The following is a 22,687-nucleotide window of genomic DNA, read 5'->3' as shown; positions in this document are numbered from 1 at the left end:
CGCGACCAGCTATGCTTTTACGAATCCCGTCATCCCCAATCCCGAATCCCGGCCCCCCAATGACCGACTACCGGCAACGTTTCCTGCAACTGGCCCTGGACGCGGAGGCGCTGCGCTTCGGCGAGTTCACGCTGAAGTCCGGGCGCCTCAGCCCTTACTTCTTCAATGCCGGGCGCTTCGATTCCGGCGCCAGCATGGCGCGGCTGGCGGCGTGCTACGCGGATGCGGCCGATGCCGCCGGGCTCGACTTCGACCTGCTGTTCGGCCCGGCCTACAAGGGCATTCCGCTGGCCACGGCAGTGGCCTGCGAGTACGCGCGGCGCGAGCGCGACCTGCCGCTGGCGTTCAACCGCAAGGAGGCCAAGGCGCACGGCGAAGGCGGCAGCCTGATCGGCGCGTCGCTGGCCGGCCGCCGGGTGCTGATCGTGGACGACGTGATCACCGCCGGTACCGCGATCCGCGAGGCGCTGGGCATCATCCGGGCCGCCGGCGGCGAGCCGGCCGCGATCCTGGTCGCGCTGGACCGCCAGGAGATCGCCGCCGAGCACGACCGCCGCTCCGCGGCGCAGGCGGTGGCCGCCGAAGCCGGCGTTCCTGTGGTCTCGGTCGCGCATCTTGGCGACCTGCTTGCATTCATCGACGGAAACGCAGACCTTGTCGGCTTCCGCGAACCGCTGCTGGCCTACCGGGCCCGCTACGGTTGCGCTTCGTCTGGCTGACAGCAGGGGGCTGCCACGATGCCGATCCGACCACGCAATCGCGTCCTGCCGGCCGTGCTGGCGCTGCTGGCCTTGCCGGTCGCGGCGCAACAGGCATCGGCACCGTCCAAGAAGCTGTACTGCTGGAACCAGGGCGGCCAACGCACCTGCAGCGACGCGCTGCCGCCGGAGGCGGTGAACCAGGCACGCGACGAGTTCAACGCGACCAGCGGCATGCGCAGCGCCGAAGTCGGGCGTGCGCTGAACGCCGAGGAACGCGCCGCGGCCGCCGCCGACGCCGCGCAGCAACGCGCCGACCAGGCCGCGCTGGAGACGCGCAAGCGCACCGACCAGGCGATGTTGCTGTCGTACCAGACCGAGGACGAGCTGCGCCGGGTGTTCGCCGAGCGCATCGGCATCGTCGACAACAACATCCAGACCGCGCGCTACAACGTGGAGAGCCTGCGCCAGGGCCTGATCGGCCTGCTGTCCGGCGCCGGCGCGCGCGAGCTGGCCGGGCAGAGCGTGCCGGCCAAGACCGCCGACGATGTGCAGCAGCGGCACCGCGCCTTGCTGTGGCAGTTGCGCATGCAGAAGAACTTCGAACAGCAGCGGCTCGGCCTGGATCAGGAAATCGAGGACGTGCTGCAGCGCTATCGCGCGGCCCGAGGCAACGGCCCGGCACCGTCCGCGACCACCGCCGGCGGCTGAGCCGGCGCGCGGCCCGGCGCCCGGACGATCCCGGGCGCCGGCGAGCGACTCAGAAGGTCGGCGTCACCGCCGGCAACAGCGCCTGCAACTGGGCGCGGAACAGCGCCTTGATCCGCTCCAGCGCCGCCGTGTTGTCGGCTTCGAAGCGCAGCACCAGCACCGGCGTGGTGTTGGAAGCGCGCACCAGGCCCCAGCCGTCGGGGAAATCGGCGCGCAAGCCGTCGATGGTCAGCAGCCGCGCGCCGGCGAACGGCGAGCCGTCCTGCTGCGCCCGCGCGACCAGGTCGGCGACCAGCGCGTGCGCGTCCTGCCCGTCCACCGGTAGCTTGATTTCCGGCGTGGCCACGCTGTCGGGCAGCTCGGCCAGCACGTCCGACGGCGATTCCTCGCGCTGGGCCAGGATCTCCAGCAGCCGCGCCGCCGCGTACAGGCCGTCGTCGAAGCCGTACCAGCGCTCCTTGAAGAAGAAGTGGCCGCTCATCTCGCCGGCCAGTTCGGCGTCGGTCTCGCGCATCTTCGCCTTGATCAGCGAGTGCCCGGTCTTCCACACCAGCGGGCTGCCGCCGTTGCGCAGCACGTAGTCGGACAGCTTGCCGGTGCACTTGACGTCGTAGATCACCAGCGCGCCGGGATTGCGCTGCAGCACGTCGGCGGCAAACAGCATCAGCAGGCGGTCCGGGTAGATCACCGTGCCCTCCTTGGTGACCACGCCGAGGCGGTCGGCGTCGCCGTCGAAGGCCACGCCCAGGTCGGCGTCGAAGCGCCGCACCGTCTGCACCAGATCCTCCAGGTTGCGCGGCTCGCTGGGGTCGGGATGGTGGTTGGGGAAGGTGCCGTCGACATCGCAGTACAGCGGCACGACCTCGGCACCGATGGCCTCGAGCAGCCGTGGCGCCAGCTCGCCGCCGACGCCGTTGCCGGCATCGGCCACCACTTTGAGCGGGCGGTCCAGCTGCACGTCGTCGGCGATGCGCTGGATGTAGTCGTCGCCGACGTCGCGCTGCTGCAGCCGGCCCGGCTCGTCGGCCACCGGCAGGCGGCCGGCGCTGATCCGCGCGTGCAGGTCGGCGATGGCGGCGCCGGACAGGGTCTCGCCGCCGACCACGATCTTGAAGCCGTTGTAGTCGGCCGGGTTGTGGCTGCCGGTCACCGCAACGCAGCTGCCGGCACGCAGGTGGTAGGCGGCGAAGTACACCACCGGGGTCGGCGCCAGGCCGATGTCGGTGACATGGCAGCCGGCGCGGCGCAGACCCTCGATCAGCGCGGCCGACAATTCCGGCCCGGACAGGCGGCCATCACGACCGACCACCACCTCGTTGAGCCCCTGCTCCTGCATCACCGCACCGATCGACTGGCCGATCAGCGCCGCGACCTGCGGGCTGAGGTCGCGGCCGACCACGCCACGGATGTCGTAGGCGCGGAAGATCTCCGGCGCCACCGTGAACGCCGGCACCGGCTTGGCCGGCGCCGCCTCCTCGGTGGCGGACGGCGGCGGCGGCGGCTCCTGGCGTTGCAGGCTCTGCTGCAGGGTGTGTTCTTCGGCGGCCGCCGCGCCGGCGCGGCGCGCCCGCGGCTGCGGCAGGCGCCCGCGCGCGGCCAGCAACAGCAGCGCGCCCAGCACCAGGCACAGGCCGGCGACCAGCAGGCAAGGCAGCGCGCCCAATCCCAGCGGACCGGCTTCGGTATCCGGCAGCGAGGCGACCATGCGCAGGCCGCTGTCGCCGACCGGGCGCGACATCGCGTCGGCGCGATCGTGCAGCGCAGTGTCGCCGGCGGCGATCACGTCGTAGCTGCCCTGGCGCAGGGCCAGGTAGCCGGTGCCCGGCACCGATGCCTGCGCGACCGGGTCGGTCAGCAACGCCAGCGGCAGGCGCAGGTAGACCACCCCGGCGCTGCCCCCCAGCGAAACCGGCGCGGCCAGGCCCAGCCGGGGGCCGCCGCCGTCGCGGATCACCGCGCTGGCGAGCTTGCCGGTCATCAGCGCCTTCTCCAGCAGCGCCAGGCGGCCGTAGCCGAAGTGCGCCGCATCGGTGTAGCCCGGTTCCAGATCGGCCGGCAGCACCTGAGCGTCCTCGGCCTGCGCCCAGTCCGCACGCAGGGCCTGGGCGGCGGCCGCGGCGTCGCCGCGGCTCAGCGCTGCCTGCACGGCCGGCTGCTGCAGGCGCTCGGACAGGCGCTTGCCCACGCCCGTCAGCGCCTGCTGGGTCTGCGTCACCGCGGCATCGCGCGCCTGCTCCAGCGTGGCGGCGGCCTGCTCGGCTCGCCATTGCTCGACCCCGCTCCAGCCGAACCAGACCACCAACAGCACCAGCAGCACCGTCAGCAGAGGCGCCACCTTGCGCAAACCGTGCGGCACCGGCCGCGCTTGTGTTGCCTCGCTCATGCAGACGATCCCCTGTCAGCGCACTCCGGTATGGCCGAATCCACCCGTTCCCCTGGCGCTGTCGGCGAAAGTATCCACCACCTGCAGGGCGACGCGCACGACCGGCATCACCACCAGCTGCGCGATGCGGTCGCCGGGGGCGATGGTGAAGTCCTCGCGGCCGCGGTTCCAGACGCTGATCAGCAGTGGCCCCTGGTAGTCGGCGTCGATCAGGCCGGTGCCGTTGCCGAGCACGATGCCGTGGCGGTGGCCCAGGCCCGAGCGCGGCAGCACCACCGCGCACAGCTGCGGATCGGCGATGTAGATGGACAGGCCGCTGGGGATCAGCGCGGTGTCGCCCGGCGCCAGGGTCAGCGGCGCCTCGGTGGCCGCGCGCAGGTCGAGTCCGGCGCTGGCTTCGGTGGCGTAGTCGGGCAGCGGCCAACTGTCGCCGAAGCGCGGATCCAGCAGCTTCACCTGCAGCGGATAGGGCGTGGGAGTGCTCATGCGTGCAGCCTCTGCGCGATCAGGTCCAGCAGTTGTTCGGCCAGCTGCGTCTTGGAGACCGCCGGGAAGTCGCGTTCGCCATCCTGCCAATAGGCGGTGGCCGCGTTCTGGTCGCTCTCGAAGCCGTTCCCGGCCACCCCCACCCGGTTGGCCACGATCAGGTCCAGGTGCTTGTCGGCGAGTTTGCCACGGGCGTAGCGCTCGATGTCGTGGGTCTCGGCGGCGAAGCCGACCACCAGCTTCAGCGCCTGGGTCTGCGCGGCGACCTCGGCCAGGATGTCCGGGGTACGGGTCAGTTCCAGGGTCAGGGTCTCGCCGCTCTTCTTGATCTTCTGCACCGCCACCTGCTTGGGCGTGTAATCGGCAACCGCGGCGGTGCCGATGTAGATGTCCGCCGGCAGCGCGCCGAACACCGCCTCGCGCATCTGCGCGGCCGAGCGCACGTCGATGCGCTGCACGCCGGCGGGCGTAGGCAAATGCACCGGACCGCTGACCAGCACCACCTCGGCCCCCAGCCGGGCGGCGGCCGCGGCCAGCGCGTAGCCCATCTTGCCGCTGCTGCGGTTGCCCAGGTAGCGCACCGGATCCAGGTCTTCGTAGGTGGGGCCTGCGCTGATCACCATGCGCAGGCCGCGCAGGGCGCTTGTGCCAGTGGCAGTGCCGGAACGCGACGGGACGGCGGCCGCGGCGGCCGACACGGCGCTCTGGTCCGTATGCCCCGCCAGCGCGGCAACGATCTGCTCGGGTTCGGCCAGGCGGCCCGGGCCGGACTCGCCTTCGGCCAGCGGGCCATCGTTCGGGCCGACCACCTGTGCGCCGCGCTGGCGCAGGGTGGCGACGTTGGCCTGGGTGGCCGGGTGCAGCCACATGCGGTGGTTCATTGCCGGGCACACCGTCAGCGGCGCGGTGCTGGCCAGGCACAGCGTACCCACCAGGTCGTCGGCCAGCCCGTGCGCCAGGCGCGCCAGCAGGTCGGCGGTGGCCGGCGCCACCACCACGTGCTCGGCCCAGCGCGCCAGTTCCAGGTGGCCCATCGCCTGCTCGGCGCCACTGTCCCACAGCGTGGTGCGGGTGAGATGGCCGGACAGCGCCTGGAAGCTCAGTGGGGTGACGAACTGCTGTGCGCCGGCGGTCATCGCCACCTGCACCTCGGCGCCGGCGTCGCGCAGGCGCCGCACCAGTTCCAGCGCCTTATAGGCGGCGATTCCCCCGCCGACGCACAACAGCACACGTCGCCCCTGCAGGGGCCTTTCCAAAATCGGGGTCACGTCGGGAATGTCCTACCCATACAAGGACGATTAGCTTACCCGATGGGTTTTGGCGGCCTGATACCGTTGCGCCATGTCGGCCGGCACCCTGGCGATATGCACATCTCCGACTGGCCCTGCGAAGAACGTCCCCGGGAAAAGCTGCTGGCACGCGGTCCCCGGGCCCTTTCCGACGCCGAACTGCTGGCGATCTTTCTCGGCTCCGGCCTGCCCGGCAGCGACGCGGTGCGCACCTCGCGCGACCTGCTGCAGCGGCATGGGCCGCTGCGCACGCTGCTGGACCGAACACCCGGCGACCTGGTGCGCCTGCCCGGGCTGGGGCCGGCGCGCGCCTGCCAGCTGTCGGCGGCGCTGGAGCTGGGCCAGCGCCACCTGGCCGCGGAACTGCAGCGCGGCGACACCCTCAGCAACCCGGTCAGCGCCGGCCGCTACTTCGCGCAGCGCCTGCGATCGCGGCCGTACGAGGTGTTCGCCGCGCTGTTCCTGGACACCCGGCATCGCTGGCTGGCCTTCGAGGAACTGTTCCAGGGCACCCTGGACGGCGCCGAGGTGCACCCGCGCGAGGTGGTCCGGCGCGCGCTCACGCTCAATGCCGCCGCGGTGATCATCGGCCACAACCACCCGTCCGGAAACCCGGAGCCCTCCCCCGCCGACCGCGCCGTCACCGAGCGGCTGAAGCAGGCGCTGGACCTGATCGACGTGCGCCTGCTCGACCACTTCATCGTCGGCGACGGCGTGCCGGTCTCGATGGCGTCGCGCGGCTGGGCCTGAGCCGCCGCGGTGGGGGGCGAACCGTGCTGGCGTGGCGCCCGTCCCGGCGCAGCCAGCCGGGATTCCGCAAGGCAGGCGACCGGTCCAGGCGCCGATGCGCGCCGGGCGCCGCGTCACGGCTGAGGTCGGGCTGAACCCGGGGCGGGCCGGGAGGCGGCGGGTCGGGTAAAATCGCCGGTTCCGCGCTTCAAGCAGAGATCTCGTGAAATCCCAACTCCGCGCCCTGATCGGTCAAGGCATCGAAGCCTTGCGCGCCAATGGCACCCTGCCGGCCGACACCCTGCCGCCGGACTTCGTGGTCGAGCGGCCCAAGACCCGCGAGCACGGCGACTTCGCCACCAATGCGGCGATGCTGCTGGCCAAGGCCGCGCGCACCAATCCGCGCGCCCTCGCCCAGCAGTTGGTGGACGCGCTGCCGGCCAACGACGACGTGAGCAAGGTCGAGATCGCCGGCCCCGGCTTCATCAATTTCCACCTCGGTCCCGGCGCCTACCAGCGCGAGGTGCTGTCGGTGCTCAAGCAGGGCGAGGACTACGGCCGCAGCCTGGTCGGCAACGGCCGCACCGTGGGCGTGGAGTACGTCTCGGCCAACCCGACCGGGCCGCTGCACGTCGGCCACGGCCGCGCCGCGGCCATCGGCGACTGCCTGGCGCGTCTGCTCGAGGCCAACGGCTGGAACGCCAAGCGCGAGTTCTACTACAACGACGGCGGCAACCAGATCGAGAACCTGGCGCGCTCGGTGCAGGCGCGCGCCCTGGGCAAGACCCCGGACAGCCCCGACTGGCCGGAGGAAGGCTACCGCGGCGACTACATCCAGGACGTGGCCGACGCCTACATGGCCGGCGCCGCTGTGGACCTGGAAGGCCACGTGGTCACCGGCGCCAAGGATCCGCAGGACCTCGATGCGATCCGCCGCTTCGCCGTGGCCTATCTGCGCAACGAGCAGAACCACGACCTGGCCGCGTTCGGGGTGGATTTCGACATCTACTTCCTGGAAAGCTCGCTGTACCGCGACGGCAAGGTCGAGGAGGCGGTGCAGAAGCTGATCACCTCCGGCCATACCTATGAAGAGGGCGGCGCGCTGTGGCTGAAATCCACCGATTTCGGCGACGACAAGGACCGCGTGATGCGCAAGTCCGACGGCAGCTACACCTACTTCGTGCCGGACGTGGCCTACCACCTGAGCAAGTGGCAGCGCGGCTACGTGCGCGCCATCACCGAGCTGGGCGCCGACCACCATGGCTCGCTGGCGCGGGTGCGCGCCGGCCTGCAGGCGATGGACCTGGGCATCCCCAAGGGCTGGCCGGAATACGTGCTGCACCAGATGGTCACGGTGATGCGCGGCGGCGAGGAAGTGAAGCTGTCCAAGCGTGCCGGCAGCTACCTGACCCTGCGCGACCTGATCGAGGAAGCCGGCCGCGACGCCACGCGCTGGTTCCTGATCGCGCGCAAGCCCGATTCGCAGCTCACCTTCGACATCGACCTGGCGCGCCAGCAGAGCAACGACAACCCGGTGTTCTACGTGCAGTACGCGCATGCCCGGGTGTGCAGCCTGCTGCGCCAGGCGCAGGAGAAGAAGCTGGACTACGACCAGGCCGACGGCCAGGCGCAACTGAACCGGCTGAACGACGCGACCTCGCTGGAACTGATGCAGGAACTCTCGCGCTACCCGGAAGTGGTGGAGAATGCGGGGCATGCGCTGGAGCCGCATCTGATCGCGCAATACCTGCGCGAACTGGCCACGGCCTTCCACACCTGGTACCACGGCACCCCGGTGCTGGTGGACGACGCTGGCGAACGCAACGCCAAGCTGACCCTGGCGGTGGCGGCGCAGCAAGTACTGGCGAACGGTCTGAATCTCCTGGGCGTCTCGGCCCCGGAAAAAATGTGAGTGGAGAAGCGGTAAATGGCAGCACGACGCGGTAAGACACAGGCCCGGCGCAACACCGGCAACGGCACGCCCGGATGGGTGTGGCTGATCGCCGGCGCGGCGATCGCCGCGGTGGTGTTCCTCGGCGCGCCGGGCCTGTTCAAGAAGGATGGCGACTTCCTGCGCGTGGGCGGCCCGCGCGCCAATCCGGATGCGCAACCGGCGCCGGTGGCCGATGCCGATGTCGATGCGGCCCCGGATCTGCCCAAGCCCGCCGCCAACGCGGCCGGCAGCACCAAGCCGGAGGCGAAGAAGGACGCGCAGACCCAGTACGACTTCTACACCTTGCTGCCCGGCAAGGAAGTGCAGATGTCCGACGCCGAACTGGCTGCCAGCGCGCGCGCCGAGGCGATTCGCAAGGCCAAGGCACAGGCTGCCGCCGGCACGGCCGCGCCGGGCACCACGCCGGCTGCGGTCGCCACGGCGCCCACCGCGACGGCGGCCAATCCGACCCCGCTGCCGGAGACGCCGACTGCGGCCGCCAGCGCCGCCCCCGCCGCCGCCAAGCCGGCGACCGCCACCGCAACGCCGGCCACGACCACCGCCCCAGCGGCGGCGGCCGCAACCGCGGCCGCGGCGCCCGACAACGCACGCTACATCCTGCAGGCCGGCTCGTTCGGCGCCTCCGGCGACGCCGAGTCGACCAAGGCCAAGCTGGCGATGCTGGGCCTGTCGGCACGCGTGGAATCGGCGCAGATCAGCGGCAAGACCGTCTACCGCGTGCGCATGGGACCCTACGGCACCGCCAGCGAACTGGCCGAGGCCAAGCAGAAGTTGAACGGCAGCGGGCTGTCGGCGATCGCGATCAAGGCGCAGTGAGGCCGGGATTCGGGAGTCGGGATTCGGGAATGGGAGAAGCGGGTTCCGTGCCGCTCTCACCTTCGCGTGCGTGCGTCGTTGCCACTGACATTTGGCCGCGCCAGCCTTGATATAACGCTGTCGTTCGATGGCAGCGGCCTGCTGGCGACTGCTGAAGCCGGGATTGGGGAATCGGGATTCGGGAATGGGAGGAGCGGTTTCCGTGCCGCTTTCACCTTTGCGGTGCATGCGTCGTCACCACTGATATTGGGCCGTGCCGGTCCTGTGATGACGCTGTCGTTCGATGGCAGGGACCTGATGGCGACTGCGGGCCAGGCGCAGTAAGGCCGGAAGCAATAGGGGAAGAGGGGAAGCGAGCGCTGCCCCGTTCCCTGCGACAAGTAAGGCGCATCACGGCGCTTGGGATCTGCAGCTGTCGCGCTGGCACTGGCCGCAATCAATCATCCAAGCTGACTTCATACGCCGCCGTCGACGCCCGCGACCGCGTTTTGCTTTTACCATTCCCGATTCCCCACTCCCCATTCCCGGCCCCACCATGACTCAGACTGCCCTGATCACCGGCGCCACCTCCGGTTTCGGCGCTGCCGCCGTGCGCCGCTTCGTCGATGCCGGCTGGCGCGTGATCGCCACCGGCCGCCGCGCCGAGCGCCTGCAGCCGCTGCTGGACGCCTTCGGCGCCGAGCGCTTGCACATTGCAGCCTTCGACATCCGCGATGCCGACGCCCTGGACGCGATGCTGGCGGCGCTGCCCGAAGCCTTTCGCGGCATCGACCTGCTGGTCAACAACGCCGGCCTGGCGCAGGGCACCGCGCCGGCGCAGGCCGCGCAACTGGACGACTGGCGCACGATGATCGACACCAACATCACCGCGCTGGTGACCCTGACCCATCGCCTGCTGCCGATGCTGATCCAGCGCCGCGGCGCAATCATCAACATCAGTTCCGTCGCCGCGCTGTACCCCTACCCCGGCGGCAACACCTACGGCGGCACCAAGGCCTTCGTCAGCCAGTTCTCGCTGGGCCTGCGCTCGGACCTGCACGGCACCGGCGTGCGCGTGACCGCGATCGAACCGGGCATGGCCGAGACCGAGTTCACTCTGGTCCGCACCCATGGCGACCAGAAGGCCTCGGACACGCTCTACCAGGGCGCGCAGCCGATGACCGCCGAGGACATCGCCGAACAGATCTTCTGGGTGGCGACGCTGCCGCCGCATCTGAACATCAATCGGCTGGAAATCATGCCGGTGACGCAGTCCTTCGCCGGCTTCCAGGTCGCGCGGCAACCGGCCTGAACGGCCGCGGGGCCGCCACGCGCGGCCCCAACGTCTCCCGCCATCGTGGCGAAGGCCCTCGGCCGCCTGCATGGCGAAGGCAGCACTTGTGGTGTCGCCACACGGCGATTCCGACAGCTCTTAACGAAATGATATAACATTACTTTTGTGGCGCCGCGTTCGTGGATCGGACCGAGCGCCACCCGCTCGCCTGCAGCCGCGCCGCTGCCGCCAGCCTCCACTCCACTTTCTTTCGCAGACACCATGAAGATCGATTCCCGTGCCCTCGCCGTGCTGGCTGGACTCGCGGCCGGCGACGGCGCCGCGCAGACGACAACAACCGACACGACCACAACCACGACACTCGGCACCGTGGAAGCGCGGCGCCACAGCGCCGCTTCGCTGTCCACGCGCAACATCCTCAGCTCGGTCGACGTACTCGGCAGCGAGCAGATCGGCGACAAGAACGTCATGAACAGTTGGGAACTGCTCGGGCAGATGCCCGGCATGCAGCTCACCGAAACCCGGCAGGGCGCCGAGTCCGGCAAGGTCACCTTCCGCGCCTTCAACGGCGAGGGCTACCTCAACGGCATCAAGGTGCTGATCGACGGCGTGCCGAGCAACGTCAACAGCGGCAACCAGCGCTTCATCGACATGATCTTCCCGCTGGAGATCGCCTACATCGAAGTGGTGCGCGGCACCAACGACCCGCGCTACGGCCTGCACAACATCGGCGGCAATTTCAACATCGCCACCCGCCAGGGCGGCAACTACCAGGACCTGCGGCTGAGTGGCGGCAGCTTCGCCACGCGCGAACTGCAGTATGCCGCCGGCCATGAGGCCGATGGCCTTGCGCAGAACTACTTCGTCGGCGTGCAGGCCGCGCACGGCTATCGTGCGCACGACACCTCGCGCAAGTACACCCTCGGCGGCAAGTGGTTCTATGGCGAGGAGGACGATGCCGCACGCATCGGCCTGATCGCCCGCGTCTACCACCACGAGGCCGACGAACCGGGTTTCCTCACTGCCACCGAACTGGCCGAGGACCGCGACCAGTCGCCGCCGAAGAACGCCAACGATGGCGACGACCGCGACATGCGCCAGGCCAGCGTGCACGCCGACTTCAGGCTCGGCGACGGCCTGCAGCTGCGCAACACGCTGTACCTCAACCGCTACCAGGACGACCGCCGGGTCACCTTCACCAGCTACCCGCTGGGCAACGCGCCGCGGCAGCGCCGGCAGTGGGACGAAACCCAGACCGGCCTGCTCAGCACCATCACCTGGCAGGCCAGCGACCTGCTCAGCGTGGAAGCAGGCCTCAACGCCGAGCACCAGGACAACCGCTACCGACGCGCGCGCTACGCGTACAGCGTGCCGACCGATTTCGATCGCGCCCCGGCACGCGTGCAGAACGACGACCGCTACAGCCTGGACAATCTCGGTCTGTACCTGCAGGCGGTGATCCAACCGAGCGATGCGCTGAAGATCGTCCCCGCGTACCGCGTCGACCGCTTCTCCGGCGACACCGTGCTGCCCGGCGGTATCCATGCGCCACTGCAGCGCTACGGCTGGATCGAGCAGCCCAAGCTCAGCGTGATCTATGCGCTGACCCCGCAACTGAGTGTGTATGCCAACTGGGGCCGCACCTTCCAGATCCTCACCGGCTCCACCGCCCCGGCCTACCTGACGCCGGGGCAAAGCGCATTCCGGCCCTCGATCAATACCGGCAAGGAGCTGGGCCTGAAGCTGCAGCCGGTCGCCGGCACCGAGGCGCGCGTGGCGGTCTGGCGCCAGGATGCCACCGACGAGGTGGCCAACATGCCCAGCACCGGCACCACGGTCGGGCTCGGCCAGACCCGCCGGCAAGGCGTGGACCTGCAACTGAGCACGCAACTGGGCGAGCGCTGGACGCTGTGGCTGTCGCACGCGATCCAGGAAGCCAAGGTGGTCAGCGCCTTCACCGCGACCGGCGAACCGCTGCGCGGACGCGAGGTGTTCTCCACCCCGCGCTACATCAGCAACGCCGGCGTCGACTACCGGCCCAACGCACGCTGGAAGTTCGGGCTGCAGGCGCGCGCACAGGGCGACTACTACATCGACGAGCGCAATGCGCAGGGCAAGTACGGCGGCTTCCGCGTGGTCGACGCCAGCGTGCGCTACCAGCTCGGCCCGCGCACCAGCCTCGATCTGCAGGTGAAGAACCTCACCGACAGCCGCTACGCCTACGTCTGGTACGACAACTTCTTCTGGGGCGGCAACGACCAGCCGATGTTCTCGCCAGCGCCCGGGCGTTCGGCCTATCTCGGGTTCGAACTGCGGTTGTAACGGCGTCATGCGGCCAAGGCGGGCCGCGCAGTCGTCCGAAGCGGCGTCCGCCGCGTGTGGTACGGTTCCAGGCGTCGCCAGCCTTTGCGCAAGCCTCCCTCGTTCACAGGAGTGCCTTGCGATGCTCTCTCCCTCTTCGTTCGACCACGTCGTCTTCCCTTTGCGGGAGACGCCACGATGACCGACTTCGTCACCGACGCGGCGCAGCTGCAGGACTGCGTGGGCCGCCTGCCCGGCCCGCGCGACCTGAAGGTGATCGACCACCTGGACGCGCACGCGTTGCGTTGGCTGGCCGCCAGTCCCTTGCTGTTCGCCGGCGTCGCCAGCCAGCGCCTGGCGCTGAGCGCGGGCAGCGGCGCGCCCGGCTTCGCGCGCGGCGACACTCCGCATTTGCTGTCGATCCCGCTGCAGGCGCTGGATGCGGCCCACGCGCATGTCGGCGCCGGCTTCGGCTCGCTGTTCCTGGTGCCCGGGTTGGGCGAGACCCTGCGGATCAATGGCCGCATCGCCGGCGACGACGGCACGCGCCTGTTCGTCGCGGTCGAGGAATGCTATCTGCACTGCGCCAAGGCCCTGCTCCGCGCCAACTGGTGGCACGCCGAGGCGCAGACCGGCGCCACGCCGGCGGAAACGCCGGAGGGATTGCTCGCCAGCTGCCGGCTGCTGATCCTGGCCACCGCCGATGCCGAGGGCCGCGTCGATGTCAGTCCGCGCGGCGATCGCGCCGGGGCCTTGCTGCAAGCCCACCGCGACGCCTGGTGGTTTGCCGACCGGCCGGGCAATCGCCGCGTCGACAGCCTCGGCAACCTGCTGGCGCGGCCGCAAATCGCGCTGCTGGCGCTACGCCCCGGCAGCGCGCGCTGCGTGCGCATCGAAGGTCTCGCCCGCCCCAGCACCGATGAGGCAATCCGCAACGCGCTCGCCGTCGATGGACGCGTTCCGCATCTGGCGGTACGGGTGCTGCCGGCGCTCCTCGAAGACACGCACAGCCCGGCGCTGGGTCGCTTCGACCGTTGGCCGCCCGCCGCCATCGCACACGACCTGGATCCGCCGGCGATCTTCCGCGACCACGTCAGGCTCAGCGGCGCGCGTGGTGCCCGGGCCGCGCTGATGCGCGCGGCGGTCTCGGTGCCCGGCGTGGTCCGCAAGGGGCTGCAGGCCGATTACAAGAAGAACATGTACTGAGCGTGCGACCCAGCTGGCTCACCCGGCTGCGCCGATCACGCCGGGTGCGCTGAGGTGATACACGGCATAGCGCTGTGCCTCGTCGTCTGCCGGCGGCAGCTCGCGCCACAGGCGGAAATGCAGGCGCGTCCATCCCTGCGGTTCATAACCGCTCACCGTGGCCAGCACGCGTTCGTCGGGCGCGTGCGCGTCGGCGAGGTCGTCCCCCAAGGCAGGCGAAGCTGCCTGAAGCACGCGCGTGGCGTAGCGCGCCGTGCGCAGCGCCGCGGACGACCATGCCGTGCCGACCATCCACGTCTGCACCGCCGGGCGGCCGAAGGCGTCGCACAGCGCGGCGAACGCGGGCCCGGCAAGGAAGGCATGCATCGCCGCGGCATCGCGCCACAGGTAGAACGGCGCATACAGGTTCTGCCGGCCGGGCAGGAGCGGATCGGTGCGATCGGCGACCAGGTAGGCCTTGAACTGCAGCCCCGGCAGCGTGTCGAGCAGCGGCCCCTTGTCGGCGATGCGGCGGCGGATGATGGCCATGTCGTAGTCCGCCGGCAACGCGATGCTGTACTGCATGGCGATCATGCCGGCGCTCCGCTGGCCGTGATGCCGGCGCGGCCGCCGCCGAAGGACCAGTCCTGCGCCGCGGTGGTGACGATGTTGACCATCACGTCCTCAGGCGCAATCCCCGGCGCGATCGCCAGCAACTCGACCAGGCGCCGGTAGAACGCCTGCTTGCAGGCGGCGCTGCGTTCGCGGCCGGCGGTGATGGCGATCAGCACGAAGCCATCCGAGCGCGGCCCGCCCAGGTAATGGCGGTCGAACACCAGTTCGTCCGGGTCGTGCTGATGGATGACCTGGAAGCAGTCGCCGGCGGGCACCTCGAAGGCCTCGTGCATGGCCTGGTAGAGGCTGGCCGACAGCGCGCGCAGGTAGGCGGGCGCGTGGCCACGCAGCAGCGAAATACGGGCGTACGGCATCAGCGCGTCTCCGTCGTGGCCGGCGCCGCCGCCGCGGCTGTGCGCAGCAACGGCAGTGCGGACGCCGCGCACGGCCAACCGGCGTAGAACGCCAGGTGGGTGATGGCTTCGGCCAGGGTGTCGCGGTCCAGGCCGTTGTCCAGCGCGCGGGCCAGGTGCAGCGGCAACTGCTCCAGGCGGGACAGCGCCACCAGCGCCGCCACGGTGACCAGGCTGCGTTCGCGTGGCGACAGCCCGGGGCGCTGCCACATCTCGGCGAACAACACCTCGTCGGTGAGGCGGGCGAAGGCCGGCGCGATGTCGCCGAACGCGGCCTGCGGGGAAGGAAACGGCGTACCAGGGTCGGACATCGGAGGTCTCGCAGTGGGAACGGGCACAGCCTAGTCGCGCAAGACCTTCCGAAAAATCGGAAAATATCGAACCGATCATTCGGAAAAACAGGATCGACCGATGCGCCCCGTGACTTTCGACCTCGATGCACTGCGCAGCTTCGTCGCCGGCGTGGAACTGGGCAGCTTCGCCAGGGCGGCCGACCGCCGCGGGCGCTCCACCTCGGCGATCAGCGCGCAGCTGAAGAAGCTGGAGGAGCAGGCCGGGCAGCCGGTGCTGCGCCGCCAGGGCCGCGGCCTGGCCCTGACCGAGGCCGGCGAAGCGCTGCTGGGCTACGCGCGGCGGCTGCTCGAGCTCAACGACGAGGCGGTCGTGGCGCTGCAGGACACGGCGCTGCAGGGCTGGGTGCGGCTGGGCCTGCAGGAGGATTTCGGCGAGCACATGCTGCCGGACGTGCTCGGGCGCTTCGCCCGCGCCCACCCGCAGGTGCGGATCGAAGCACGCATCGCCCGCCACCAGGAACTGCTGGCGCGGGTGGAGGCCGGACAACTGGATCTGGCGCTGGCCTGGGAGTCCGGCGCGGCCTCGGCGCATCGGCAGGCGCAAGCGGCGTGGCCGCTGCGCTGGATCGCCGCCGCCGAGCGCAGCAGCCTGCCCGCGACGGCCAGCTGGAGCGGTGAAGCGCCGCTGCCGCTGGTGATGCTGGAAGCACCCTGCCTGCTGCGCACGGCCGCGACCACCGCACTGGACCGTGCCGGCATCCCGTGGCGCATCGCCTTCACCAGCGCCAGCCTCGGCGGCGTGTGGGCCGCGGTGCGCGCCGGATTGGGCATCACCCTGCGCACGCCGGCCGGGGTGCCAGCCGGACTGGCCCTGCTCCCGCCCGGCGCCGGCGGCCTGCCGACGCTGCCGGCGCTGGGATTGAGCCTGCATCGCGCGGTCGCCGTGCCGCCACCGGCGGTGGCGCGGCTGGCGGAGATCCTGCAACAGCGCCTGCAGGCGGCGCATGCGGCGCTGGTCGGGGATGGGCGAGCGACGGCGGCATGACAGGCCGCGCCGATGGTGTGGCGCGCGACCTGCCACCGCGCGCCACACCCAACGGCAGCGCCTGCAGCAGTACCGGGATTACTTGCAGGGCAACATCTTGCCGATCAGTCCGCCACCACTGCTGATCGAGGTCTTGACGACGCTGTCGTCGCTCTTGATTTCCACGTCCCTGAACATCTCGTCGTTGCGCGCAACCGTGTAGTCCTGGCGCTCGTAATGGTCCACCTGGGCGGCATCGCCGTAGCTGCTGCCCACGTACACATCGCGCGACTTGGCCTGGTTGAACTCGAACTGCATGGCCAGGATGTAACGGCCGGGCAGCATGTCGGTGAACTGGAACGCACCCTTGGCGTCGGTCTGGGTTTCCACCCGGGTGTTGTAGGCCTGATCGGACATGGTCACCGCTTCCTTGCTGCGGTCCGACTTCTTGCGCAGGGCGACCCATTGTTCGAAGTACGGGGTCGCCGGGAACAGCATGACCTTGCGGTTGTCGGCCAGATACATGCCTTTGTCGTGATAGGCACAGGCCACGCCGGTGATGGTCGCATGGCCCTTGGCCAGCGCGGCCTCGGCTGCCGCCTTGTCGAACGGCAGGCTGGGCGAGGTCTGGCGGATCTTCGGCGTGCTGTCCACGGTTGGCGACGTGCGCACCTGTGCGGCGCTCTGGCCGGCGGCGGCCAGTCCGCAGCTCAGCAGCAGGACCCAGCCACGGCGTGTGATCGTCGGCATTGCATTCCCCTATTCGTCCATGAAGGCGCGCACGCTAGCACGATCCACCGCGGCGCTACAGGGGTGTGCCGCACGGGTCGGCCACCGTGCGTTCAGCCACGCGCCGCCGCCGCGACCGGCGCGCTGCGCCGCTCGCGCAGGCGCAGGAACGGCTGCTCCACTGCGTAGTGCAGGACGGCCGCGAACAGCAGCGCCACGCCGGCATAGGCAGCGAAGGCGAGCGGCCCACGCCTGGGTCAGATGGAACGCGGCCTTGTGGCTCAGGTACAGGCTGTAGGACACCGCGGCCAGCCAGGCCGCACCCGGCACCCGACAACGCCCCAGCCATCCCTGCGTGGAGGCGCCGGCGCCGACCAGCAGCGCCAATCCCAGCGACAGCACCGGCCAGCCGATCGCGTTGCCGAGCAGGCCGGTGCGGTCGCGGGACAGCCACATCGCCAGCGCGCAGACCACGATGCCGGCAAGCGCCAGGGCGTTGGCGTGGCGCTGCAGCCGTTGCCAGTGTTGCGGCCGGAAGGTCTTCAGCACCGCCAGCGCCACGCCGGCCAGCAGGCCATCCAGGCGGTTCCAGGTGGGGTAGTAGAGATCCTCGATGAACCAGTTGCGCTGCAGTCCGGCGCCGATGCGATCCAGCGCGCTGCCGTGCAGCCAGATGGCGCTGCGCAGGGCGACGCCGGCCAGCACCACGGCCACGCACAGCGCCACGAAACGCGGCGCCGACGGCCGCCGCAGCATCCACGCCGCCAGCAGCGGGAACACCAGGTAGAAATGCTCTTCCACACACAGCGACCAGGCATGCGAGAACGCCTGCTGGTTGGCATAGTCGATGCCCAGGTTGAGGGTGAAACTGGCGAACAGCCACCACGGCGCGATCCCGGGCGCTTCGCGGAAACCGGGCCAAGCCAGGTACAGCGCCAGCACCACCGCGTACGCCGGCAGGATGCGGTAGGCACGGCGGCGGTAGAACTGGCCGTAGTGCAGCCGCTCGCCACGGGCCAGCGGCGCCAGCACCTGGCCGCCGATCAAAAAGCCGCTGAGCACGAAGAACAGGTCCACGCCCATCCAGCCGTAGCGCGACAGCCACTGCCAGTCCGGCCCCAGTCCACCGACCACGAAGGAATGGAACAGCATCACCCAGACGATGGCGATGGCGCGCAGCAGGTCGAGACCGGGATAGCGCATCGTAGGAAGGCGGCGGTGGGGAGCGCGCAGCTTACTGGCTGCGTTGGCGGTTGCGGCGGCGGCCGTCCACGGGCGTCCGCACGATCGCATCGCGCCTAGAAATGCAGCCGCTGCGCTATGCGACCAACCCCATGCTCGCGTGCGCGGACGCACCCTCACCCCAACCCCTCTCCCGGGGGGAGAGGGGCTCGAGCGGATCGCGCGCTGTCAGCCCAGCGGTTCGTCCGACAGGTAGGTGTAGCCGGTCAGGCCGGCTTCGAGCGCGTCGGCCAGTTCCGTCGCCTGCGCGGCCGGCAACTGCGCGGCGGCCACGCGTTCGGCGTAGGCGGCGCGCAGGTCGTCCAGGCGGTAGCCGACGTAGTCCAGCATCACGTCGGTGGTGTCGCCGCGGCGCTGCTGGGCGATGCGGTAGCCGTCGCCCTCCACCGCCACTTCCACCGCATCGGTGTCGCCGAACAGGTTGTGGATGTCGCCGAGGATCTCCTGATACGCGCCGACCAGGAAGAAGCCGATGCGGTAGCTCTCGCCCGGGCGCAACGCGTGCAGCGGCAGCGAGCTGTCCAGGCTTTCATTCTCGACGTAGGTCTTGACCATGCCGTCGGAATCGCAGGTCATGTCGCAGACCACGCCGCGCCGCGCCGGCGCCTCGTTCAGGCGCTCGATCGGCACGATCGGGAACACCTGATCGATCGCCCACACGTCGGGAATCGATTCGAACACGCTGAAGTTGACGAAGTACTTGTCGACCAGGCGCTCGTTGAGTTCGTCCAGCACCGGGCGGTGGCTCTTTTCCTCGTGGCTCAGCCGCGCCCGCACGCCGTGGGCGATGGCGTAGAACAGGTCGTCGATGCGCGCGCGATGGGTCAGGTCGATCTGGCCCAGGGCGTAGCCGCTGAGGCCTTCGGCGTGGAAATGCTGCGCCTCCTGGAACAGTTCCACCGCCGGGCGCTGGTCGAGCTCGGCATGGATCTCGCGCAGGTGACGGATCGCAGCCGGCTCGTCGTCGTGCGCGTCCGGCACGCGGCCTTCCGGCGCCTGCTCCACCTCCGACACGTTGGCGATCAGCACCGCATGGTGCGCGGTCATCGCACGCCCGCACTCGGTGACGATGCGCGGCGGCGCCAGGCCGTGCTCCTCGCAGGCGCTGGCCAGCGGCTGCACGATGTTGCTGGCGTAGGAGTGCAGGCCGTAGTTGATCGAGCAGTAGCTGCGCGAGCGGGTGCCTTCGTAGTCGATGCCCAGGCCGCCGCCGACATCGACGTGGCTGATCTTGGCGCCCAGCTTGGACAGTTCGACGAAATAGCGGGTGGCCTCGCGCATGCCGTTGGCGATGTCGCGCACGTTGGAGATCTGCGAGCCCATGTGGAAGTGCAGCAGGTTCAGCGCGTCGGCGTACTCGGTGTCGCGCAGGGTCTTCCACAGGTCCAGCACCTGCCGCGGCGACAGCCCGAACTTGGCCTTGTCGCCACCGCTGTTCTGCCACTTGCCCGCGCCCAGCGAGGCCAGGCGCATGCGCACGCCCAGGCCCGGCTTCACGTCCAGCGCGCGCGCTTCCTCCAGCACCAGCTTCAGCTCCGACGGCTTCTCGATGACGATGAAGGTCTGCAGGCCGAGCTTGCGCCCGATCAGCGCCAGGCGGATGTATTCGCGGTCCTTGTAGCCGTTGCAGACGATGAGCCCGCCCGGCCGCGACAGCGCCAGCACCGCCATCAGTTCCGGCTTGCTGCCCGCCTCCAGGCCGAAGCCCTCGCCCTGGTGGCTGGCCAGGGTGCCGGCCACGCCGCGATGCTGGTTGACCTTGATCGGGTACACCGCGGTGTAGCCGCCGGTGTAGTCCCAGTCCGCCTGGGCCTGGGCGAAGGCGCTCTGCAGCTTGCCCAGGCGCTCGCCGAGGATGTCCGGGAAGCGCACCAGCATCGGCAGCTTGGCCCCGGCCGCGCGCGCGGCGTCCACCACCTCCGGCAGCGCGATCGCCACGCCGTCGGCGCCCTGCGGCCGCACCACCACCCGGCCGGCCGCGTCCACGTCGAAGTACCCGTCGGCCCAGTGCGGGATCGAGTAGGTCTTGCGGGCTTGGTCAAGGGACCAATCGCTCATCGTGGCGGCTCGGCTGACGGAAAAAGGGCGTGGATTGTAACCCCTGCTACGCGTGGGGTCCGTTACAATCCGCGCCGTTCCGACGCCCTCGGCTCCTGGTGGAGCCGGGCCGGGTTCGCGGGCGCCTGGCGTGGCCTGCGCCTCGCCCTCATCCGGAGAGGGCGCGGTCACAGTCTCACGTGGCCTGGCTGCGCGAGGCTGCGCACGAGCCTCATCCGGCGAGAGTGTGGTAACAGCGTCGCGTGGCCTGGCTGCACGAGGCTGCGCCCGACCCTCATCCGGCGCTTCGCGCCACCTTCTCCCGGGGGGAGAAGGAAATGCTGCATTCTTTTTGCTTTCCTAGGACATTCCATGAGCGCCAACGACAACTGGTACATCGAACACTTCCAGCCCACCGGCTCGGCCATCGGCTACCGCATCACCGGCAAGCTGGACGAGGTGCAGTCGCCGTTCCAGAAGATCGAGATCTACGACACCACCGACTGGGGCAAGCTGATGGTGATCGACGGCGCGGTGATGCTGACCACGCGCGACAACTTCTTCTACCACGAGATGATCAGCCACCCGGCGCTGTTCACCCACGCCGCGCCCAAGCGCGTGGTGATCATCGGCGGCGGCGACTGCGGCACCCTGCGCGAAGTGCTCAAGCACCCGGGCGTGGAAAGCGCCACCCAGTGCGACATCGACGAGCAGGTCACGCGCATGGCCGAGAAGTACTTCCCCGAGCTGTGCGAATCCAACGGCGACCCGCGCGCCGAGCTGCTGTTCGACGACGGCGTGGCCTACATGGCCAACTGCCCGGCCGGCAGTGTGGACATCGTCATCGTCGACTCCACCGACCCGGTCGGCCCGGCCGAAGGCCTGTTCAACAAGGCCTTCTACGAGAGCTGCTTCAAGGCGCTGAAGGACGACGGCATCCTGGTGCAGCAGTCCGAATCGCCGCTGGCGCTGCTGGACCTGATCAAGGAAATGCGCGCGGAGATGGGCAAGGCCGGCTTCGCCAGCTTCCACACCGTGCCGTTCCCGCAGCCGTGCTACCCGACCGGCTGGTGGAGCGTGACCATGGCGCGCAAGCAGGGCGGTTTCGACTTCCGCCAGGACGACGCCGCGGCCAAGCCGTTCGCCACCCGCTACTACAGCGCGCACCTGCACACCGGCACCCAGGTGCTGCCGCCGTTCGTGGCCGAGGCGCTGGGCGGCTGATCGCCGCCGCCGGCATCGGCGCGCGCATTCGGGCGTGCGCCGATACCGCTGCCGACCCGCCGCGCGGCCGGCAAACCAGCCAAAGTCGCCATCGTCGCCTGCATGCACACGTTCCTGCGCTGGCTCAATGCCATCGCACGCGATCACGCCCCATACGCTCCCCGGTCATCGCCACGGTATGACAATTGACTCCCACAGGTGCGGCACTCGCCTTGTCGGAGGACTGCGCTGTGGGAGGGACTTCAGTCCCGACGACGGAGAGTGTCAGTCGGCTTTCGGCTTCGCTTGTCGCGGTTGCATCACAGTCGACTCCCACAGGGGCTTGCGGCGAACTCGCCGGGTGCACTGTGGGAGGAACTTCAGTCCCGACGCATTAGGCCATCGGAAAGCGCGCCACCTCGCGTGTCGCGGCGGCATGACAGTTGATTGCCACACGGACGGAACACGAACATGTCAGCGCCGACGCGCGGGGGCGCCGGATCGAAGAACCGCATAGCGCACTACAGCGCGTCGGCATCCAGTTCGCCGGTGCGGATCCGCACCACGGTACCCAGGTCATAGACGAACACCTTGCCGTCGCCGATCTTGCCGGTGGCGGCGGCCTTGACGATGGCCTCGACCACGCGTTCGACCTGGTCCTCGCTGACCGCCACTTCCAGCTTCACCTTCGGCAGGAAATCGACCACGTACTCGGCGCCGCGGTACAGCTCGGTGTGGCCCTTCTGCCGGCCGAAGCCCTTGACCTCGGTGACAGTGATGCCGGCCACGCCCTGCGCGGCGAGCGCTTCGCGCACGTCGTCGAGCTTGAACGGCTTGATCACGGCCATGATCATCTTCATGCGGCGTTCTCCAATCACAATGGCCTCAGGATAGCGCGGTTGCGCGATCGGCGGCCGTCGGGTTCAATGATCGCGCGCCCCCAACGCCGGAATTTTCCGACAGCGCGCCGCGTCCGATCCCGATGGTCCCGACCTTTCCGGTGCCGCACTCTGACGCCACCTGCCGGAGCACAGCCATGATCGACCTCAACCATCTCGACGACCTCGCCCGCCGCCTCAGCGACCTGGTGCCGCCGGGCCTGCGCCAATCCCGCGACGAACTGCAGAGCACCTTCAAGAGCGCGCTGCAGGCCGGGCTGGGCAAGCTCGACCTGGTCACCCGCGAGGAGTTCGAAGTGCAGCGCGCAGTGCTGCTGCGCACGCGCGAGAAGCTCGAAGCGCTGGAGCGCAGCGTCGCCGCGCTGGAAGCGGCGCGCAGCGGCCAGACGCCCAGCGCCAACACCTGA

The 22,687-nt window shown here is 70.0% G+C and carries 20 protein-coding genes and 1 pseudogene; 11 read left to right on the top strand and 10 right to left on the bottom strand.

The annotated features are described in order from the left end of the window. Positions 1 to 59: 59 nt before the first annotated feature. Entirely contained in the window at positions 60 to 719 is a 660-nt protein-coding gene (gene pyrE / locus GGR66_RS19755) for an orotate phosphoribosyltransferase (RefSeq protein ID WP_160968634.1), read from the top strand. Between the two features lie 18 nt (positions 720 to 737). Next, the gene (locus GGR66_RS19750; RefSeq protein WP_184450081.1) at positions 738 to 1,409 is read left to right on the top strand and encodes a hypothetical protein; all 672 of its coding nucleotides are present in this window, start codon (positions 738 to 740) and stop codon (positions 1,407 to 1,409) included. A gap of 49 nt (positions 1,410 to 1,458) precedes the next feature. Here the strand turns inward: GGR66_RS19750 and GGR66_RS19745 are convergent, their stop codons facing one another. From GGR66_RS19745 to coaBC, 3 genes are read right to left on the bottom strand one after another with little or no spacing between them, the layout of a single operon-like run. After that, complete coding sequence (locus GGR66_RS19745; protein ID WP_184450079.1) at positions 1,459 to 3,792, bottom strand: phosphomannomutase/phosphoglucomutase; 2,334 nt, start codon at positions 3,790 to 3,792, stop codon at positions 1,459 to 1,461. Between the two features lie 15 nt (positions 3,793 to 3,807). Beyond that, positions 3,808 to 4,278, bottom strand: a complete 471-nt coding sequence (dut, locus tag GGR66_RS19740; RefSeq protein WP_017907877.1) for a dUTP diphosphatase — start codon at positions 4,276 to 4,278, stop codon at positions 3,808 to 3,810. Beyond that, positions 4,275 to 5,546 carry a bifunctional phosphopantothenoylcysteine decarboxylase/phosphopantothenate--cysteine ligase CoaBC gene (gene coaBC, locus GGR66_RS19735; RefSeq protein ID WP_184450077.1) on the bottom strand — a complete coding sequence of 424 codons (1,272 nt, stop codon included), beginning with the start codon at positions 5,544 to 5,546 and terminating at the stop codon, positions 4,275 to 4,277. The genes dut and coaBC overlap by 4 nt, the downstream gene beginning before the upstream one ends. A 96-nt stretch (positions 5,547 to 5,642) precedes the next feature. On the opposite strand from coaBC, the gene radC reads away from it, so the two are divergent. The 6 genes from radC to GGR66_RS19705 all read left to right on the top strand — a co-directional run bounded on the left by radC (position 5,643) and on the right by GGR66_RS19705 (position 13,846). Beyond that, positions 5,643 to 6,317: a DNA repair protein RadC gene (radC, locus tag GGR66_RS19730; protein ID WP_160968640.1), complete on the top strand. Its 675-nt coding sequence runs from the start codon at positions 5,643 to 5,645 to the stop codon at positions 6,315 to 6,317. A gap of 202 nt (positions 6,318 to 6,519) precedes the next feature. Further along, positions 6,520 to 8,208, top strand: a complete 1,689-nt coding sequence (gene argS / locus GGR66_RS19725; protein ID WP_184450075.1) for an arginine--tRNA ligase — start codon at positions 6,520 to 6,522, stop codon at positions 8,206 to 8,208. 15 nt (positions 8,209 to 8,223) lie between these two features. Then, positions 8,224 to 9,066: an SPOR domain-containing protein gene (locus GGR66_RS19720; RefSeq protein ID WP_184450073.1), complete on the top strand. Its 843-nt coding sequence runs from the start codon at positions 8,224 to 8,226 to the stop codon at positions 9,064 to 9,066. Positions 9,067 to 9,601: 535 nt separating this feature from the next. Next, complete coding sequence (locus tag GGR66_RS19715) at positions 9,602 to 10,357, top strand: SDR family NAD(P)-dependent oxidoreductase (protein ID WP_184450071.1); 756 nt, start codon at positions 9,602 to 9,604, stop codon at positions 10,355 to 10,357. A 243-nt stretch (positions 10,358 to 10,600) separates the two neighbouring features. Then, positions 10,601 to 12,661: a TonB-dependent receptor gene (locus GGR66_RS19710; RefSeq protein WP_184450069.1), complete on the top strand. Its 2,061-nt coding sequence runs from the start codon at positions 10,601 to 10,603 to the stop codon at positions 12,659 to 12,661. Positions 12,662 to 12,838: 177 nt separating this feature from the next. Next, on the top strand, positions 12,839 to 13,846 hold the full coding sequence (locus GGR66_RS19705; protein WP_184450067.1) for a pyridoxamine 5'-phosphate oxidase family protein: 1,008 nt from the start codon (positions 12,839 to 12,841) through the stop codon (positions 13,844 to 13,846). Positions 13,847 to 13,864: 18 nt separating this feature from the next. Here the strand turns inward: GGR66_RS19705 and GGR66_RS19700 are convergent, their stop codons facing one another. The 3 genes from GGR66_RS19700 to GGR66_RS19690 are packed head-to-tail and all read right to left on the bottom strand — an operon-like array spanning position 13,865 to position 15,164. Then, entirely contained in the window at positions 13,865 to 14,419 is a 555-nt protein-coding gene (locus GGR66_RS19700; protein WP_184450065.1) for a DUF4865 family protein, read from the bottom strand. Beyond that, on the bottom strand, positions 14,416 to 14,814 hold the full coding sequence (locus tag GGR66_RS19695) for a tautomerase family protein (RefSeq protein ID WP_167087927.1): 399 nt from the start codon (positions 14,812 to 14,814) through the stop codon (positions 14,416 to 14,418). Before GGR66_RS19695 ends, GGR66_RS19700 begins: the two co-directional genes overlap by 4 nt. Further along, positions 14,814 to 15,164: a carboxymuconolactone decarboxylase family protein gene (locus GGR66_RS19690; RefSeq protein WP_184450063.1), complete on the bottom strand. Its 351-nt coding sequence runs from the start codon at positions 15,162 to 15,164 to the stop codon at positions 14,814 to 14,816. Before GGR66_RS19690 ends, GGR66_RS19695 begins: the two co-directional genes overlap by 1 nt. Positions 15,165 to 15,264: 100 nt before the next feature. Here GGR66_RS19690 and GGR66_RS19685 point away from each other — a divergent pair, with 100 nt between their 5' ends. After that, complete coding sequence (locus GGR66_RS19685) at positions 15,265 to 16,191, top strand: LysR substrate-binding domain-containing protein (RefSeq protein ID WP_184450061.1); 927 nt, start codon at positions 15,265 to 15,267, stop codon at positions 16,189 to 16,191. Between the two features lie 78 nt (positions 16,192 to 16,269). Here the strand turns inward: GGR66_RS19685 and GGR66_RS19680 are convergent, their stop codons facing one another. The 3 genes and pseudogenes from GGR66_RS19680 to speA form a co-directional block, all read right to left on the bottom strand. Then, the gene (locus GGR66_RS19680) at positions 16,270 to 16,920 is read right to left on the bottom strand and encodes a carboxypeptidase-like regulatory domain-containing protein (protein WP_184450059.1); all 651 of its coding nucleotides are present in this window, start codon (positions 16,918 to 16,920) and stop codon (positions 16,270 to 16,272) included. Positions 16,921 to 17,012: 92 nt separating this feature from the next. Continuing rightward, positions 17,013 to 18,102 (bottom strand): annotated as a pseudogene (locus GGR66_RS19675) (acyltransferase). A 207-nt stretch (positions 18,103 to 18,309) separates the two neighbouring features. After that, positions 18,310 to 20,199, bottom strand: a complete 1,890-nt coding sequence (gene speA, locus GGR66_RS19670; RefSeq protein ID WP_160968662.1) for an arginine decarboxylase — start codon at positions 20,197 to 20,199, stop codon at positions 18,310 to 18,312. A 351-nt stretch (positions 20,200 to 20,550) separates the two neighbouring features. Between speA and speE the strand changes: the two genes are divergently transcribed. Further along, the gene (gene speE / locus GGR66_RS19665; RefSeq protein ID WP_160968664.1) at positions 20,551 to 21,402 is read left to right on the top strand and encodes a polyamine aminopropyltransferase; all 852 of its coding nucleotides are present in this window, start codon (positions 20,551 to 20,553) and stop codon (positions 21,400 to 21,402) included. A 500-nt stretch (positions 21,403 to 21,902) separates the two neighbouring features. On the opposite strand, the gene GGR66_RS19660 is transcribed toward speE, so the two are convergent. Then, positions 21,903 to 22,241 (bottom strand): P-II family nitrogen regulator, encoded by a 339-nt coding sequence (locus GGR66_RS19660; protein ID WP_010341856.1) that lies wholly within the window; start codon positions 22,239 to 22,241, stop codon positions 21,903 to 21,905. A 176-nt stretch (positions 22,242 to 22,417) separates the two neighbouring features. Here GGR66_RS19660 and GGR66_RS19655 point away from each other — a divergent pair, with 176 nt between their 5' ends. Then, a complete protein-coding gene (locus tag GGR66_RS19655) occupies positions 22,418 to 22,687 on the top strand; it encodes an accessory factor UbiK family protein (RefSeq protein ID WP_160968666.1) in 270 nt (89 codons plus the stop codon).

It is taken from the genome of Xanthomonas sp. 3498 (genome assembly GCF_014199795.1).
In the GTDB taxonomy this organism is placed as follows: Bacteria; Pseudomonadota; Gammaproteobacteria; order Xanthomonadales; family Xanthomonadaceae; genus Xanthomonas_A; species Xanthomonas_A rydalmerensis.
Note: the sequence above shows the minus strand (reverse complement) of the source record. Positions and strands in the feature narration are given on the sequence as shown.

What these genes read in the sequence shown, in the direction of transcription:
- GGR66_RS19660 (WP_010341856.1), bottom strand. Translation starts at nt 22,241, where the DNA reads ATGAAGATGATCATGGCCGTGATCAAGCCGTTCAAGCTCGACGACGTG.
- GGR66_RS19750 (WP_184450081.1), top strand. Translation starts at nt 738, where the DNA reads ATGCCGATCCGACCACGCAATCGCGTCCTGCCGGCCGTGCTGGCGCTG.
- speA (WP_160968662.1), bottom strand. Translation starts at nt 20,199, where the DNA reads ATGAGCGATTGGTCCCTTGACCAAGCCCGCAAGACCTACTCGATCCCG.
- GGR66_RS19710 (WP_184450069.1), top strand. Translation starts at nt 10,601, where the DNA reads ATGAAGATCGATTCCCGTGCCCTCGCCGTGCTGGCTGGACTCGCGGCC.
- GGR66_RS19685 (WP_184450061.1), top strand. Translation starts at nt 15,265, where the DNA reads ATGCGCCCCGTGACTTTCGACCTCGATGCACTGCGCAGCTTCGTCGCC.
- GGR66_RS19705 (WP_184450067.1), top strand. Translation starts at nt 12,839, where the DNA reads ATGACCGACTTCGTCACCGACGCGGCGCAGCTGCAGGACTGCGTGGGC.
- GGR66_RS19655 (WP_160968666.1), top strand. Translation starts at nt 22,418, where the DNA reads ATGATCGACCTCAACCATCTCGACGACCTCGCCCGCCGCCTCAGCGAC.
- GGR66_RS19745 (WP_184450079.1), bottom strand. Translation starts at nt 3,792, where the DNA reads ATGAGCGAGGCAACACAAGCGCGGCCGGTGCCGCACGGTTTGCGCAAG.
- radC (WP_160968640.1), top strand. Translation starts at nt 5,643, where the DNA reads ATGCACATCTCCGACTGGCCCTGCGAAGAACGTCCCCGGGAAAAGCTG.
- dut (WP_017907877.1), bottom strand. Translation starts at nt 4,278, where the DNA reads ATGAGCACTCCCACGCCCTATCCGCTGCAGGTGAAGCTGCTGGATCCG.
- speE (WP_160968664.1), top strand. Translation starts at nt 20,551, where the DNA reads ATGAGCGCCAACGACAACTGGTACATCGAACACTTCCAGCCCACCGGC.
- GGR66_RS19690 (WP_184450063.1), bottom strand. Translation starts at nt 15,164, where the DNA reads ATGTCCGACCCTGGTACGCCGTTTCCTTCCCCGCAGGCCGCGTTCGGC.
- GGR66_RS19700 (WP_184450065.1), bottom strand. Translation starts at nt 14,419, where the DNA reads ATGATCGCCATGCAGTACAGCATCGCGTTGCCGGCGGACTACGACATG.
- GGR66_RS19680 (WP_184450059.1), bottom strand. Translation starts at nt 16,920, where the DNA reads ATGCCGACGATCACACGCCGTGGCTGGGTCCTGCTGCTGAGCTGCGGA.
- GGR66_RS19695 (WP_167087927.1), bottom strand. Translation starts at nt 14,814, where the DNA reads ATGCCGTACGCCCGTATTTCGCTGCTGCGTGGCCACGCGCCCGCCTAC.
- pyrE (WP_160968634.1), top strand. Translation starts at nt 60, where the DNA reads ATGACCGACTACCGGCAACGTTTCCTGCAACTGGCCCTGGACGCGGAG.
- GGR66_RS19715 (WP_184450071.1), top strand. Translation starts at nt 9,602, where the DNA reads ATGACTCAGACTGCCCTGATCACCGGCGCCACCTCCGGTTTCGGCGCT.
- GGR66_RS19720 (WP_184450073.1), top strand. Translation starts at nt 8,224, where the DNA reads ATGGCAGCACGACGCGGTAAGACACAGGCCCGGCGCAACACCGGCAAC.